Raw genomic sequence first — 15,466 nt, 5'->3', positions numbered from 1 at the left:
GGCGCAGGGGTGACGAACCCCACGTCGTGCCTGCGAAGGCGGGCACCCGCCGACTTGGGCGCATAATGAAGGCATGACCGAGAGCAAGGCCTCACAGCCACCCAAGTTGCTGCTTCGCCTGGCGCGTCCCGGCGACGTTGCCGAGCTCGTGGCCCTGACCGCCCGCGTGTACACGGCCGAATGGGGTCATTCCGCGGAGATGCTGCACAGCCAGCAGACGCACTTTCCGCAAGGACAGTTCGTCGTCGAATACGAAGGCCGGATCGTGGGATTTTGCGCCACCTTCCGGATAAGCGAGGCGGCAGCCCTCGCTCCGCATACCTGGATGCAGATCACCGCTGGCGGTTTCGCCTCGCGCCATGACCCGGAGGGCGACTGGCTTTACGGCATGGAAGCGGTGGTCCACCCCGATTACCGGGGCATGCGCATCGGGCAGCGCCTGTACATGGCGCGCAAGCGGCTGTGCACCGACCTCAAGTTGCGCGGCATCGTCTTCGGGGGCCGCGTGCCCGGCCTCGCCCGCGCCATCGGCCGCTACGGCAGCGCCGAGGCCTACGTGCAGGCGGTCGTGGACGGCCGGCGCCGCGATCCCACGCTCAGCTTCCAGTTGCGCAATGGCTTCGAGGTGGTCGGCCTGCTGCGCGGCTACGTGCCGTCCGATCACGAATCCCTCGGCTACGCCGCACACCTCGTCTGGCGCAACCCGCATCGCCTCGACCAGCCCGACGTGCCGCGCGTGTCGCAAAGCCACCGTCTGCCCGACAACGTGCGCGTCGCCTCGGTGCAATACCAGCAGCGCCGGATCGGTTCGTTCGCCGAGTTTGCCACCCAGGTAGAATACTTCGTGGACATCGCCGCGGACTACGACGCCGATTTCGTCGCTTTCCCCGAACTCCTCACGTTGCAGCTGCTGTCCATCGAAAACGCGGAGCTGTCGCCGGTCGACTCCATCCGCCGACTCTCCGAATACACCGACGAAGTCAAGGCCCTGTTCCACCGTCTCGCCGTGCATTACAACATCAACATCATCGGCGGATCGCACCCCACGCGGCAGCCCAACGGCGACATCCACAATGTCTGCTACGTGTGCCTGCGCGACGGTTCGATCCACGAGCGCGAGAAGCTGCATCCCACGCCGAGCGAGCGCAACATATGGAACATCACCGGCGGCGATGCCGCCGCGACGATCCAGACCGACTGCGGCCCGATCGGCGTGATGATCTGCTACGACTCCGAATTCCCCGAGGTGGCCCGCCACCTCACCGACCAGGGCGCGCTGATACTCTTCGTCCCCTTCTGCACCGACGTGCGCGAGGGTTACCTTCGCGTGCGCTACTGCTCCCAGGCCCGAGCCATCGAGAACCAATGCTATGTCGTCCTATCCGGTAATGTCGGGAACCTGCCCGGCGTGAATCATTTCGATATCCAGTACGGGCAGAGCTGCATCCTCACGCCCAGCGACTTTCCCTTCGCCCGCGACGGCATCGCCGCGGATTCGACGCCGAACATCGAAACCGTGCTGTTCGCCGACCTCCGCCTGGAGAACCTCGCCCGTGCCCGCAATTCGGGCGCCGTGCAGAACCTGAAGGACCGCCGGTACGACCTCTACGAAGTGCGCTGGTCGCGCGGCAAGGAGGCGAAATGAGCGACGCCCCGGAAACGGAGCCGGTACCGACCGCCTCGCCCCTCGAACGCCTTCGCGGCCACGCCTGGCTGTCGCCCACCCAATGGCGACGACGCCTGCTGTTCTGGACGGGTGCGGTGATGGTCGGCCTGGCAGCCGTCTTTTTCGCCAAAGCCGCGGACTTCGCCTTCGAACTGTTCACCGGCGTCGCCTCCCGTGCATGGTGGGTGCCGCTGCTGTTAACGCCCGCCACGTTCGCCCTTCTTTGCTGGCTCACCCAGGGCGCCATGAAAGCCACACGGGGTTCCGGCATTCCGCAGGCGATCGCGGCCCTGGAACTGGAAGACGAAACGTTCCGCAATCGCCTGATGTCGCTGAAAATCTCGGTGGGCAAGATGGCGCTCACCCTCGGCGCGCTGCTCGGCGGTGCCTCCGTGGGCCGTGAAGGACCCACCGTGCATGTCGGTGCCGGCCTGCTCTATTCGCTGGGACGGCGCTTCGGCTTCGACGAGCCGGCGGCGGCCGGCCGCTTCATCCTCGCCGGTTCGGCGGCGGGCCTCGCCGCCGCGTTCAACACGCCGCTGGCCGGCGTGGTGTTCGCCATCGAGGAAATGTCCGGCACCTTCGAGCACCGCATGAGCGGAACCCTGCTCACGGCGGTGATCATGGCCGGCGTCGTCTCCCTGGGCGTCGTGGGCAACTACGCCTACTTCGGCGAGATCGCCGCCGCCCTGCCGCTGGGCAGGGCCTGGATCGCGGTGTTGCTCACCGGCGTCATCGGCGGACTCGCCGGCGGGCTGTTCGCGCGCCTGATCCTTCCGTCGGCCAAGGGCTTCCGCGGCCTGGTCGGACGCCTGCGCGGCCGCAATCCGATCCTCTTCGCCGCCCTCTGTGGCCTCGCGCTGGTGCTGCTGAGCCTCCTGAGCGCCAACGGCCTCTACGGCACCGGCTATGGCCAGGCGCGCGACATCCTGCAGGGACACGGCAACACCGGACCCTTCTTCGGCGTGCTGAAGTTCCTCGGCAACATCGCCTCGTCCTGGGCGGGCATCCCCGGAGGCATCTTCTCGCCGGCACTCGCCGTCGGCGCGGGCCTCGGCGGCAACATCGCCAACCTCCTCCCGGGCGCGGACAGCTCCGCCGTGGTCCTGCTCGGCATGGCCGCGTACCTTGCCGGCGTCACCCAGTCGCCGCTCACCGCCGCCGTGATTTCGCTCGAGCTCACGGCCAACAGGCAGATGGCGCTGCCGATCATGGCCGCCTGTCTCCTCGCCCGCGCCATGTCGGCGCTGGTCTGCCGCGTGCCGGTATACAAGGCACTCGCCGACCAGCTGGTGAAGCAGTACGAAGAGGAGTGCGCGAAGCGAAACACGCCCGCCCCCGAAGGAAGCGCATGAGCACCGATCCACGCTGGGACCACCTGCTGCTCGACGTCGGCCTCGCCACCTTGCTGGACAACGGCAAACCCTACGGCGCCGTCGAACACGGCGCCATCGGCTGGCGCGACGGACGCATCGCGTTCGCCGGGCCGATGGCCGAACTCGCCGGCGAGCCGCATGCGCTGGCGCGCCATGTCGAATCGCTCCCGGGCGCCTGGGTGACGCCGGGACTCATCGACTGCCACACGCATCTCGTCTTCGGCGGCGAGCGGGCACAGGAGTTCGAGCAGCGGCTCGAAGGCGCCAGCTACGAGGAGATCGCGCGCGCCGGCGGCGGTATCGTCTCCAGCGTGCGCGCCACGCGCGCCGCGAGCGAGGACGAACTGCTGCGCCAATCGCTGCCGCGCGCGAAGGCCCTGCTCGCCGACGGCGTCACCACGCTGGAGATCAAGTCCGGCTATGGCCTGGAACCCGATACCGAACGGCGCATGCTGCGTGTCGCCCGGCGCATCGGCGAAGAACTCGGCGTGGCGGTGCGCACGAGCTTCCTCGGTCTGCACGCGCTGCCGCCGGAATACGCCGGCCGGCGCGACGAGTACGTGGCGCTGGTGTGCGACATCATGCTGCCGTCCCTGGCGGAGGAAGAACTGGTCGACGCCGTGGACGCCTTCTGCGAAGGCATCGGCTTCACCGCGGAAGAAACGCGGCGGCTGTTCGACAAGGCGACTTCGCTGGGCCTTCCGGTGAAGCTGCACGCGGAACAGCTGTCCGACCTCGGCGGCACGGCGCTGGTCGCCGGTTACGGTGGCCTCTCCGCCGACCACCTGGAGTGGACCAGCGACGAGGGCGTGCGTGCCATGGCCGAGGCGGGCACGGTGGCGGTACTGCTGCCCGGTGCCTACTACGCGCTGCGCGATACGCGCCCGCCGCCGATCGAAGCCTTCCGCCGGCACGGTGTCGACATGGCCGTCGCGACGGACCTCAATCCCGGCACGTCGCCGCTGCTGTCGCTGCGCATGGCCATGGGCATGGCATGCACCCTGTTCCGCCTCACGCCGGAGGAGGCCCTGCGCGGCGCCACGGTGAACGCCGCGCGCGCGCTCGGCCTCGAGGACGATCGCGGCACTCTCGCGGCGGGCAAGCGCGCCGACCTCGCCGTGTGGAACCTGCGGCACCTCCCCGAACTCTGCTACTGGATCGGTGGCAACCTGCTCAGGGAGAGTTGGCTCGGCGGAGAGCGCGTCGTGCTGTCGGCGTAATCCGCCGCAACTTTCCGAAAACTTCCATCGATCTTACGGAATAGGCCCCGTACCATCGTCGGCGCTTTGCCTGTCGCAAACGCTGAGGAATTTCGTTGAAGGTTTCATCGCCGTCCCTCGCGCAGGGACGCGTCATCGCGCGCCTTGTCGCCAGCACGATGCTGGCCTGCGCGCTGGCCGCCTGCGGCGGACGCGAACAACAGCAGGAAGAACGCGCCAAGCGCGCGCGGCAGATGCGCGACGTGTCGCGCATGCTCGACGCCATGGAAGCGGACAAACCGGCGAGGATGCCGACCGCGCCGTCCGCCGCTCCCGCGATGCCACCGGCCGGGGAAACGCCTCCCGACAACGATGCGTCGCATTCGCTCCTTGCGACGCTGGCGATCGGCGTGGCCGGCGGCCTCGCGATGCCCGCGCTCGTCATGTTCGCCTGGCGGCGGAGGAAACGCCGTGCCATGCCGGTTTGCGAACCGCCCTCCATCGCGGTCTGCTTCGCCGAACCGCCGGCCGACGCCCAGCCGCCCGCGCCCGTGCAGCCCACATGGATCTACCGCAGTTCGTCGTTCGAAACGATGGGCGTGCCCATGAAACCGGAACCCGTGGACCTCCTGGTACCGGCCATGAACGCGCGGGTGCCCGCCCTTGCGCAATCGCTGCGGAGCCGCCTCGCGGAGGTGGAAAAACTTTCCGGCCCCTCGCGCCTCTTCGCCATGCGCGACCTGCTGTCCGAGGTCGCCGGGCATCCCGACGCGGATGCACCCGCCGTCGTCGACGCCCGCATCGATGCGCAACTGGCGTGGGCCACATGGGTGCGTGGCGACGCCGCCGCCACGCGGCTCGCGGAAGCGGAGCGGCTTTGCGAACGCCTCGGCGCTTCCGGACCCGGTGCGGACGCACGCGCGCTACGGCGCAAGGGCGAGATCTGCCTGCGCCGTGCGCAGCTGGTCAAGGCGTCGATCGCCCTGCCCGAACTCGATCGCGCACAGGCGCTCTTCGACGCGGCGCATGCGCGGGCCGCGGACGCGGAAACCGCCCTGCTCGTCGCACGGACCGCGCTGCAACGGGCACGGTTGCTGCCACCGGACGAGGCGGCCGACGCGTGCGCGCACGCCCTCATGCATGCGTTCCTCGCCGAACAGGACGCCGCATGCCGTATCGATGCCCTCGCCTGCCGGCTCGACATCCAGCTGGTCTACGAAACGCTCTCCGACCACGCCGGACAAGACGGGGTCGCCGCCTCGCTCGGGCGCAGCCTGGAAGCCAGCGGCCCACTCGCGCCCGCGGCGCGCGTCGCCCTCGCGGAAGCGCACCTGCGCGACGGCGCCCCTGCGAAAGCGGCGGCCCTGTGCGAATCCATCTGGCGCGACGGCGACGCCGACGATCGGGTCCTCGCGCTCTGGCGCAACGCCTGCCGGCACTGGACCGGCACGGAAGAACACGACGAACGGCTCATGAAATCGCTGCGCCGCCTCGCCATCGCCCGCTCCACCCTATGAACCACGAACGCGAGTCCCCACGCATGAAACCTTCCCGCGATACCGCCCAGCCCTTCTGGCCCACCCGTTACGGCATCGCCGCCGCCGTCGCCGCGGACAACGCGGTGGCGCGCTCCCTGGAGCTCTACGGCGAATGGGCCGAACATGAGACCCTCCTGTTGAGCGGATTGATCGAGGAAGGGCAGACCGTGCTCGAATTCGGCGCCGATTTCGCGGCCCATGCGCTGTGGATGGCGCAGGCGGTGGGCCCGCAGGGCGAGGTGCATGTGGCCGAGCCGCGCCGCATACCATTCCAGCAGGCCTGCGCGAACGTGGCGATCAACGGGCTCGCGAACGTGTTCACCCATCCCGTCTGGCTCGGCCGCGGCAAGGGCACCTCGTCGCTCGGCTCGCTGCTTCCGGGACACCGTCCCGGCACCGACGAAAAAGTGCGTGTCGCCACCGTCGACAGCCTGAAACTGGATGCGCTGCACCTGCTCAAGGTCAACCAGCCTTACGCGCTCGTCGACATCCTGGCAGGTGCGGGCGACACGATCCGCGCGCACCGGCCGCTGATCTACGCGCGCCTGTCCGGCATGGATGCCGCCCAGGCGGAAGTCGAGGCGATCAAGGCGCAGGGCTACCGCGCGTGGTCGCACGTACCCTATCTCTTCAACGGCGAGAACCACGCCGGCGTCGGCACGAACATCTTCCCGGGCATGGTCCAGCAAAACGTCGTCGCAGCGCCGGCCGACAGCCGCTTCGAATTCGCGGAGCGCCTCGAACTCTGACCCCGCACCGGCACCGTGTGCGGATGGCCGGCCCAAAGAAAAAGGTTCTTCACGGATTACCGGGGGCAACAGATGTTTCGGCTCGACGGTTGTGGTTTCCCCGAGCTCGTCCCGGCGTTCACGAGCATCGAGTCGCCAAAGCGCTATGCACCTTAGCGCTTGGCATGGGCCCTTGGTGCCCACCCTCGCTGCTCAGACAGGTCCTCCGCGTTCGTAAAGGAAGGCCGCTGACGCGGCCCATGTGCTTATTGGCCTGCGGCCGCTCACTTGTGCGGAACTCGCCTCGAGGGCGGACACCAAGGACCCTCCCGGGCGGCGCGTGCGCGTGACGGGAGAGCGGCGGGCGTTCGAGACGGTGGCCTGCACGCGCACGGCTTCAGGCGAAAGATGCCCGACAAGGGGTGGCCCGGCGTCACGAAAGGCCTGACCGGCGCTACCGGACCGAGGCGATGCGATGCTGTCGCATGAGCAGCGGCTGCCGGCTTGTGCGGTGCTGCTCTCCGGACACGCACCTCATGTATCGGGGGAGTCTTCGGTGTCCACCCTCGAGGCGAGTTCCGCACAAGTGAGCGGCCGAAGGCCAGATAGGTAAACGGGCCGCGCAAGCGGCCCCACCGATACGAACGCGGAGGACCTGTCTGAGCAGCGAGGGTGGACACCGAAGGCTCTGGCCCTACCGCCCGAGCAGCGGCGGCGCCAGCCGCTGGCTACATGCATTCGCCTTGGCGAATGCACCGATGCATGCGGCATGCGTCCCCGGACTTCCGCGATGAACCAAGAAAAGCCCCGCTCGAAGCGGGGCTTTTCGTCTCACGCGATGGAAGACTCAGGCCTTCTTACGCGGTGCGGCCTTCTTGGCGGCGGCCGGCTTGGCAGCGGCCGGCTTCGCGACAGCGGCGCCGGTGACGACGTCGATGTGCGGACGGGCATTGCCATAGCTGGAACGGTTGATCTTGCCGCGACGGGTGCGGCGGTCGCCCTTGCCCATGGGAAACTCCTTGATTCGTAATGATGGATAGGAACGGCCGGCCATCGTATCAGCGGCCGCGCAAAGCGCAAGTGGAGCCGTTCAGTGTACGTGCCGGCCGCCCTTTGCGCAGCCCTCTCCCTCATCGGGACAGGGGCCCGGATCGAACTGGACGGTGGCATGCTCGACGCGCCATCGGTCGCTCAGCATCCGCTTGATCGCGGCCAGCACACGGGCCTGGTCGGCCTGTTCGGCGCCGGGGGCCAGTTCCGCATGCAGGGTGGCCATGCGTGAGCCGGCCGTCACCTGCCAGACGTGCACGTGGTGGATGTCCACGATACCGGCATCGGCGGCGTGCAGTTCGCGCTGCACGACGGCCAGGTCGACACCTTCGGGCGTGCCTTCGAGGAGGATGTGGCCCGAGCGCCTTACCAGCGACCAGGCACTGCGCAGGATCAGCAGCGACACCAGGATCGAAAGCACCGGATCCGCCCAGTTCCAGTCCAGCCAGCGCACCGCCAGCGCGGCCAGCACCGCGCCCACCGAACCGAGCAGGTCGCCAAGCACGTGCAGGCTCGCCCCCGCGACGTTGACGTCGTCGGGATCGTGGCCGTGCAGCGTACGCAGCACCACCAGGTTGGCGACAAGGCCCAGCACCGCCACGACCAGCATCACGCCCGAGAGGATGGGTTCCGGCGAAAACAGGCGCTGCACCGCTTCGTACAGGATAAAGCCGACGAGCGCGAACTGGGTCAGCGCGTTCACGAAACCCGCGAGCACCTCGATGCGCCCATAGCCATACGTACGTCGGGCGTCGGCCGGGCGTGCCGCGAAGCGGGCACCCAGGAACGCCAGCAAGAGCGCCAGCGCGTCGACCAGCATGTGGCCGGCGTCGGCAAGCAGCGCCAGCGAACCCGACACCAGGCCGCCCGCCGCCTCGAGCACGAGCATGAGCAAGGTCAGGACGAACGCGAACAGCAGCTTCTTTTCGCTGCTTCCGGCCACGTGGCCGTGGTCGTGGCGATGCGGGCGGGCGTGCGAATGGGCGTGGTCGTGTGCCATGGAACGAAGGCTAGGGAATCGCGTCGCGGTTACACAATCACGGATGGACGCAGGAAGGCCCGTGGATATGGCCGGCATGCCCGCTGCGGTCGACACGCAGGTTGACGAAGTGCGCCGCGGCGACGAGCAGACCGCCGCAGGTCACCAGCACGCTGTGCACGAGCAGCGAATGCGTGTGCAGGAAGGTGACGCCGAGCATCAGCAACGTCAGCCCGGGAACGGCGAACAGCAACGGCAGGCGCCGGCGGTGACGGCGGTAGCCCGAGACGAGGACCACGCTTGCCAGCACGGAAGCGAAGGCGACGAACCCCGCCTCGAAGCGATGGTCGGCAAGGAACGACAGCCCGACCAGGGGCAGCAGCGCGATGACGAACGGCAGCGCCGCGCAATGGATGGCGCAGAGGAACGAGGCGGTCGCACCGAGCCGATCGGCGACATGCCACCAGCGGCGAGGCGTTTCCGGATCGGGGACGGGATCGGTCATGGGGGCCATAGCGTGACTATTTGCACGGGTGGAGGCAAGCAATGATACTTTATAACATTGCAAAACCCAACATGGAGTTCCACCCCGATGCGCAGAACCCTCATCGCCCTGGCCCTGGCCGCCACCTTCGGCGCCGCCCAGCCCGCCAGTGCCGACGACCTTGCCCAGGAAAGCAGCCCGGCGACAGGCACGAAGCATGCCCAGGGCAAGAGCCGCAAAGGCGCGGAGAAGCTCGATGCCATCGTGGTGAACGCGGTCCCCCTCGGCCAGAACGCCGACCAGATCGTGGCGCCCGTGGCGGTCCTGGCCGGTTCGGCCCTGGACGACGCGAAGGGCGTTTCGCTCGGCGAAACCGTCTCCTCCATTCCCGGCGTGCAGACCTCGGCGCTCGGTACCGCGGTGGGCCGCCCGGTGATCCGCGGCCTCGACGGTCCCCGCGTGGCGGTGCTCGAGAACGGACTCTCCTCGCAGGACGTGTCGAACGTGAGCCAGGACCACGCGGTCACGCTGGAGCCCTTCCTCGCCGACCAGATCGAGGTGCTCAAGGGCCCGGCCACCCTGCTCTATGGCTCGGGTGCCATCGGCGGCGTGGTCAACGTCGTCGACGGGCGCGTGCCCGAGAAGGCGCCGGACAACGGTTTCACGGGCCGCGCGGAGGTCCGCCACGATTCCGTTTCCGACGGCAGGACCGGCCTGCTCCGGCTCGATGCGGGCAACGACAGATTCGCCATCCACGTGGACGGCATGCACCGCGACAACGAGGATTACGACATCCCCGGCGGCACGCTCGCGAACAGCGCCGTGAAGACGAGCTCGGGATCGGTCGGCGCGTCGCTGCTCGGCACCTGGGGTTACCTCGGCATGTCGGTGTCGCGCTTCCTCGACCTCTACGGCAGCCCCGCCGAACCGGGCGACCCGGCAGACGGCGAGGATCCCGTCCACATCAAGATGGCGCAGACCAACTACACGCTGAAGGGCGGACTGGTGAAGCCGTTCGACGGCATCGACAAGATCGAGTTCAGCCTCGGTCACGGTGCCTACCAGCATGTCGAATTCGACGGCGACGTGCCGGGTACCACGTTCGCGACCACGAGCAACCAGGGCCGCCTCATCGTCACCCACGAGCCGATCGCCGGATGGAACGGCGCGTTCGGCGTACAGACCCAGCATCGCCAGTTCTCCGCCGTCGGGGACGAAACCTTCGTACCGGCCACGGCCACCGACGGCGTGGGCGTATTCCTCACCGAGCAGCGCGATTTCGGACCGGTGAAGCTCGAGCTTGGTGCGCGCCACGACACGCAGAGCGTGGATCCCGACAACGGACCGAAGCGCGACTTCGCACCCAACAGCTTCTCGGCGGGTATCGCGTGGCGCTTCGCCGAACAGTGGCACCTGTCCCTCAATCTCGATCACGCCGAACGCGCGCCGTCGGAGGAAGAACTCTTCGCCAACGGTCCGCACGACGCATCGAACACCTTCGAAATAGGCAGCAGCGACCTGCAGAAGGAAAAATCGAACCAGGCGGAACTCGGCCTGCACTTCCACGGCGACATCGTCGAGGGCAAGGTGGCCGTGTATTACAACAAGTACAAGAACTTCATCTATCTCGCCGACACGGGCGAGATCAGGGACGACCTGCCGGTGCGTATCTGGTCGCAGAACGACGCCGCTTTCCGCGGCGCCGAGGCGGAAGCGACTTTCCACCTCGCGAAGGGCACCTCGGGCAACTGGGACCTGCGCGTGTTCGGCGACACCGTGCGCGCCACGCTGTCCGACGGCGGCGGCAACGTGCCGCGCATTCCCGCCGGGCGCATCGGTTCCACCCTGAGCTGGAAGGCCGACAGCCTTCGCGCCAGCCTGGGCGCCGTGCGTTACATGAAGCAGGACAAGGTCGCGGCGTTCGAAACGGATACGGCCGGCTACACGCTCGTCAATGCGCACTTCGCCTGGACATTCGTCAACGACGACCGCAGCCAGTGGGAAGCCTTCGTGGACGGCAACAACCTCACCAACCAGACGGCACGGCCGGCCACGTCCCTGTTCAAGGACGCGGCGCCGTTGCCGGGGCGGAATGTTTCGGTAGGACTTCGCGCCTACTTCTAAGCAAACGGTGTAGGAGCCGCTATAGCGGCGAGGGCAATCTTGCGGCGCCGTCGCGAGGTTTTCTCGCCGCTATAGCGGCTCCTACAAAAGATGCTTTCAGGCCTCGCGGCAGTTCTTGCAGGTGCCGTGCACTTCGAGGGTCTGCGCCTGCGGACGGAAGCCGAAGGCTTTCGCCTGCGCCTCGATCAATTCGGCGACGCGTTCGTCGCATACTTCCTGCGCGCAATGGCAGGTATCGCAGATGAGGAAAGGCACCTGGTGCGCTTCCTCGGGATGGTGGCAGGACACGTACGCGTTGATCGATTCCAGCTTGTGGATGAAGCCGTTCTCGAGCAGGAAATCGAGCGCGCGATAGACCGTGGGCGGCGCCGCGTTGCCGTGCTTTTCGCGCAGGCGGTCGAGCAGGTCGTACGCCTTCACCGGCTTGCCGGCCCCGGCAACCAGCTCGAGCACTTCGCGACGCAGTGGCGTGAGGCGCAGGCCGCGCTCGGAAGACGCCTGCTCAACGGCCGCGACGAAGCCGTGGGCGTCGTCGTGATGCTGATGATGGTGGCGGTGAGCGGCGGTGGTCACATCGATATCCTCGTACCCGTCATCCTAACATGAGGACAGTTCAGCGCTTTTTCGACCCGGGCAAGGGCGGCGGAAGGCCCTGTCCGGCGGAGGTTTGGACGGGCGGCAGGGGCGGCGGTGTCCGCCGCGGCAAGAACGGCACGAACCAGCCCAGCGGCCCCAGGACGAGCGAAGCGACGATACCGGCCTTCAACCGTCCGCGCCACCAGCCCAACAGCGCACCGACCGCCACGAAGACGACCTGCCAGACGAGCATCTGCCCCCAGGGCACGAGCGCCATGAGATTCATGACGATGCGCAGGAAGGCGCCCGGTTCGGCGGGATCGATACCCTGCATCGCCTTCGCAAGCAGCTCGTCCACGATCTCCTACCTTCCAAAGAGGGAGCCGTTATCCGGCGGCACGACCCAGCGCTTCGTCGATGCGGCCGAGAGCCGCTTCGCGGCCGGCGAGATAGATGGTGTGCTCGATCGACGGCGACACCTGGGTGCCCGTCATCGCCACGCGCAACGGCGCGGCGACCTTGCCCAGGCCCAGTTCCAACGAGGCGGCAACACGCTCCACGGCAGCATGCACCGCTTCGGGCGTCCATTCCGGCAGAGCGGCAAGCTCCACCTTCGCAGCCTCGAGGGCCTTCGGCGCGGTGTCGTTGCGCAGGTGCTTCTCGACGGCCTTGCCGTCCCACTCGACGATGGGCCCGTACCAGATCTTCGCGCGCTCGGCCATTTCCTTGAACGTGTGCACGCGGTCGCGCAGGGCCACGACGACGTCGGCGGGGTTGGGGCCCTTCGTCGCGTCGATGCCGATCCTGCCGAGGTGCCAGGCCAGCTCGGGACCGAGCATCGCCGGATCGTCCGTCTTCAGGTAATGCTGGTTCAGCCACGCCAGCTTGGTCAGGTCGAAACGCGCGGCCGCCTTGTTGACATCGGTGATGTCGAACAACGCCGTCATCTCCTCCCGCGAGAAGATTTCCTGGTCGCCATGCGACCAGCCGAGGCGCACGAGGTAGTTGAGCAGCGCGTGCGGCAGGAAGCCCTCTTCGCGATACTGGATGACGCTCACCGCGCCATGGCGCTTCGAGAGCTTCTGGCCGTCCGGACCGAGGATCATCGGCAGGTGCGCGAATGCCGGCACGGGCGCGCCCAGCGCCTTATAGATGTTGATCTGGCGCGGCGTGTTGTTCACGTGGTCGTCGCCACGGATCACTTCGGTGATGCCCATGTCGATATCGTCGACCACCACGGCGAAGTTATAGGTAGGGAAACCGTCGGAACGGAAAATGACGAGGTCGTCGAGTTCCTCGTTCGACCACTCGATGCGCCCCTTCACCTTGTCGTCGAACACCACCGAACCCGAGGTCGGGTTCCTGAAGCGGATGACGCGGTTGGGATCGTCGCGGTACGGCTCGTTGCGGTCGCGGTAGTAGCCGTTGTAGCGCGGCTTCACACCCGCGGCCATCGCCGCGTCGCGCATGGCCTCGATCTCTTCCTTCGTCTCGTAGGCGTAATACGCCTTGCCCTCGCGCAGCAGCTGGTCGGCCACCTCGCGATAACGATCCATGCGCAGGGTCTGGTAGTACGGACCCTCGTCGTGGGCCAGGCCCAGCCAGGCCATGCCATCCAGGATGGCCTGCACGGCCTCCTGGGTGGAACGTTCGCGGTCGGTGTCCTCGATGCGCAGCACGAAGGTACCGCCGAGGCGACGGGCCTCCAGCCAGCAGTAGAGCGCCGTGCGGGCGCCGCCGATGTGCAGGTAACCGGTGGGACTGGGGGCGAAGCGGGTGCGAACGGTCATCGTGGGATTCATCGAACGGACAAGCCAGCCATTTTACCGGCTTTATGTGGGAGCCGCTTCAGCGGCGATGGGAGCTTGCCGCAAGGTGGCCCTCTGCCGCGGGATCGCCGCTGAAGCGGCTCCCACAGGTCGGCTGTCATGCCGCGGTCATAGGACCATAACCGCCGCGACACGCCCCCGCGCGACCATGCGTCAAGCCAGGCCAGAGGGGCACCGCCATGCGAGTCGGCATCGTCACCGAGACCTACGCACCGGACGTGAACGGCGTCGCCCTCACCGTCCAGTCGCTAGCCCGCGGCATGGTCCGCCGCGGCCATACGGTCGACCTCATCCGGCCGATCCACCCGTCGACCCCGCCACTCGCGGACGCCGGCATGGACGTGCTGGCCGTCGAAGGCGCCGCGGTACCGCGTTACGCGGAACTCCGCTTTGGCCTTCCCTCCCGCCTCCGCATCGAGCGCCGCTGGCGCGCCGAAAGGCCGGATGCCGTCTATGTGGCCACGGAAGGCCCCCTGGGCTGGAGCGCCGTCAGCGCGGCACGCCGCCTGGGCATCCCGGTCGCCACGGGCTTCCACACCCGCTTCGATTTCTACGTAGGCCATTACGGCTTCGGCGCGCTCACGCCACTCGTCCGGCATTACCTCGGGCGCTTCCACAAGCGCGCGCAGACGACCCTCGTGCCCACCGCCCAGCTCGCCACCGAGCTCAACGACATGGGCGTGCACGACGTGCGCGTGCTCCGTCGCGCGGTGGACACGCTGCGCTTCCATCCCGAGCGCCGCGACGAAGGCCTGCGCGCCTCCTGGGGCGCGGGTCCGGACACGCCGGTGGTGATCTGCGTGGGCCGCGTCGCGCCCGAGAAGAACCTGGACGTGACGATCGACGCCTACCGCGCGCTGGCCCGCCGCGTGCCCGACGCGCGCTGCGTGATCGTCGGCGACGGCCCCGGCCGGGCGGGGCTCGAGGCCGCGCATCCCGATGTCGTCTTCGCCGGCACGCGCCGCGGCGACGATCTCGCCGCCCACTACGCGAGCGCCGATCTGTTCGTCTTCCCCAGCCTCACCGAAACCTTCGGCAACGTGGTGCTCGAAGCCATGGCCTCAGGTGTTCCCGTGGTCGCCTACGCGGAAGCCGCCGCCCGCGAATTCATCCGCAACGGGCAGAACGGCATTCGCGTGACACCGGGCAACGAGGGCGGCCTCGTTGAGCGCGCCGCCGCGCTCGGCGCCGACCGCGCGGTACGCGCGGCCATGGGTACCGCGGCACGCGCTTCCGTGGCGGGCCTCTCGCCCGATTCCGTCGTCTCCGAATTCGAATCGATCATGCAATCACTCGCCGAGGAGCATGTCCATGAGCGCAGCACCGCCGTCGCCGCGTAGGGCGAGCCTCGACCGCCGCATGTGCGTCGCCGCCAACCGCTGGGGCGCGCGGCGCGCCATCGGCGTCTTTTTCGGCGCCATCAGCCGGCTCGGCGACGGCGTCTTCTGGTATTCGCTGATGACGGTCATCGCCGTCGTCGGCGGCTGGCGCGGCGTATCCGTCGCCGTGCAGATGGCGATCACCGGACTTACCGCACTCATGCTCTACCGCGTGCTGAAGCGCTGGACGCGCCGCCCGCGACCGTTCCGCACCTGCCCCGGCGTGATCGCCCACGTGCCACCGCTGGACGAGTTCAGCTTCCCGTCCGGCCATACCTTGCAGGCGGTGTCGTTCACCGTGGTGGCCGTGTCGCACTACCCGATGCTGGCACCGTTCCTGATCGGCTTCGCCGCGCTCGTCGGCGCCTCGCGCGTGATCCTCGGCCTGCATTACCCCAGCGACGTGCTCGCCGCCACCGCCATCGGCGGCGGCCTCGGCACCCTGTCGTTGTGGATGGAGCGTGCGCTGCTCTGACCCATGAACTCAGCCCGCGGATCGGCCGGCTGACCCCTCGCCGCGATGTCTGGAGTCGAGGGC

14 protein-coding genes are annotated in these 15,466 nt (G+C 68.1%); 8 read left to right on the top strand and 6 right to left on the bottom strand.

Annotation, left to right across the window (positions count from 1 at the left end):
- The first annotated feature begins 73 nt into the window (after positions 1-73).
- The 5 genes from HBF32_RS01730 to HBF32_RS01710 all read left to right on the top strand — a co-directional run bounded on the left by HBF32_RS01730 (position 74) and on the right by HBF32_RS01710 (position 6,528).
- Positions 74-1,645, top strand: coding sequence for a bifunctional GNAT family N-acetyltransferase/carbon-nitrogen hydrolase family protein (locus HBF32_RS01730; protein ID WP_166697912.1), 1,572 nt, complete (start codon positions 74-76; stop codon positions 1,643-1,645).
- A complete protein-coding gene (locus HBF32_RS01725) occupies positions 1,642-3,021 on the top strand; it encodes a chloride channel protein (protein ID WP_166697911.1) in 1,380 nt (459 codons plus the stop codon). The genes HBF32_RS01730 and HBF32_RS01725 overlap by 4 nt, the downstream gene beginning before the upstream one ends.
- On the top strand, positions 3,018-4,262 hold the full coding sequence (hutI, locus tag HBF32_RS01720) for an imidazolonepropionase (RefSeq protein ID WP_166697910.1): 1,245 nt from the start codon (positions 3,018-3,020) through the stop codon (positions 4,260-4,262). The genes HBF32_RS01725 and hutI overlap by 4 nt, the downstream gene beginning before the upstream one ends.
- A gap of 95 nt (positions 4,263-4,357) precedes the next feature.
- Positions 4,358-5,758, top strand: coding sequence for a hypothetical protein (locus tag HBF32_RS01715; protein ID WP_166697909.1), 1,401 nt, complete (start codon positions 4,358-4,360; stop codon positions 5,756-5,758).
- Between the two features lie 23 nt (positions 5,759-5,781).
- On the top strand, positions 5,782-6,528 hold the full coding sequence (locus HBF32_RS01710) for a class I SAM-dependent methyltransferase (RefSeq protein WP_166697908.1): 747 nt from the start codon (positions 5,782-5,784) through the stop codon (positions 6,526-6,528).
- Positions 6,529-7,354: 826 nt separating this feature from the next.
- Here HBF32_RS01710 and HBF32_RS01705 read toward each other — a convergent pair.
- The 3 genes from HBF32_RS01705 to HBF32_RS01695 all read right to left on the bottom strand — a co-directional run bounded on the left by HBF32_RS01705 (position 7,355) and on the right by HBF32_RS01695 (position 9,041).
- Positions 7,355-7,516 (bottom strand): 30S ribosomal protein THX, encoded by a 162-nt coding sequence (locus HBF32_RS01705; protein ID WP_166697907.1) that lies wholly within the window; start codon positions 7,514-7,516, stop codon positions 7,355-7,357.
- Between the two features lie 81 nt (positions 7,517-7,597).
- Positions 7,598-8,557, bottom strand: coding sequence for a cation diffusion facilitator family transporter (locus HBF32_RS01700; RefSeq protein WP_166697906.1), 960 nt, complete (start codon positions 8,555-8,557; stop codon positions 7,598-7,600).
- A gap of 37 nt (positions 8,558-8,594) precedes the next feature.
- On the bottom strand, positions 8,595-9,041 hold the full coding sequence (locus HBF32_RS01695) for a MerC domain-containing protein (protein ID WP_166697905.1): 447 nt from the start codon (positions 9,039-9,041) through the stop codon (positions 8,595-8,597).
- A gap of 87 nt (positions 9,042-9,128) precedes the next feature.
- Here HBF32_RS01695 and HBF32_RS01690 point away from each other — a divergent pair, with 87 nt between their 5' ends.
- Complete coding sequence (locus tag HBF32_RS01690) at positions 9,129-11,144, top strand: TonB-dependent receptor (RefSeq protein WP_166697904.1); 2,016 nt, start codon at positions 9,129-9,131, stop codon at positions 11,142-11,144.
- Between the two features lie 96 nt (positions 11,145-11,240).
- Here the strand turns inward: HBF32_RS01690 and HBF32_RS01685 are convergent, their stop codons facing one another.
- Genes HBF32_RS01685 through gltX form a run of 3 tightly spaced genes read right to left on the bottom strand, consistent with a single transcriptional unit; the run spans position 11,241 to position 13,510 of the window.
- Entirely contained in the window at positions 11,241-11,717 is a 477-nt protein-coding gene (locus tag HBF32_RS01685; protein WP_166697903.1) for a transcriptional repressor, read from the bottom strand.
- Between the two features lie 40 nt (positions 11,718-11,757).
- Positions 11,758-12,078 carry a hypothetical protein gene (locus tag HBF32_RS01680; RefSeq protein WP_166697902.1) on the bottom strand — a complete coding sequence of 107 codons (321 nt, stop codon included), beginning with the start codon at positions 12,076-12,078 and terminating at the stop codon, positions 11,758-11,760.
- A gap of 28 nt (positions 12,079-12,106) precedes the next feature.
- Positions 12,107-13,510, bottom strand: a complete 1,404-nt coding sequence (gene gltX / locus HBF32_RS01675; RefSeq protein WP_166697901.1) for a glutamate--tRNA ligase — start codon at positions 13,508-13,510, stop codon at positions 12,107-12,109.
- Positions 13,511-13,728: 218 nt separating this feature from the next.
- On the opposite strand from gltX, the gene HBF32_RS01670 reads away from it, so the two are divergent.
- Together HBF32_RS01670 and HBF32_RS01665 are read left to right on the top strand one after the other, a co-directional pair.
- Entirely contained in the window at positions 13,729-14,889 is a 1,161-nt protein-coding gene (locus tag HBF32_RS01670; protein ID WP_166697900.1) for a glycosyltransferase family 4 protein, read from the top strand.
- Entirely contained in the window at positions 14,861-15,403 is a 543-nt protein-coding gene (locus tag HBF32_RS01665) for a phosphatase PAP2 family protein (protein ID WP_240147774.1), read from the top strand. The genes HBF32_RS01670 and HBF32_RS01665 overlap by 29 nt, the downstream gene beginning before the upstream one ends.
- Positions 15,404-15,466 lie beyond the last annotated feature (63 nt).

Source organism: Luteibacter yeojuensis (genome assembly GCF_011742875.1).
Lineage (GTDB): Bacteria > Pseudomonadota > Gammaproteobacteria > Xanthomonadales > Rhodanobacteraceae > Luteibacter > Luteibacter yeojuensis.
Note: the sequence above shows the minus strand (reverse complement) of the source record. Positions and strands in the feature narration are given on the sequence as shown.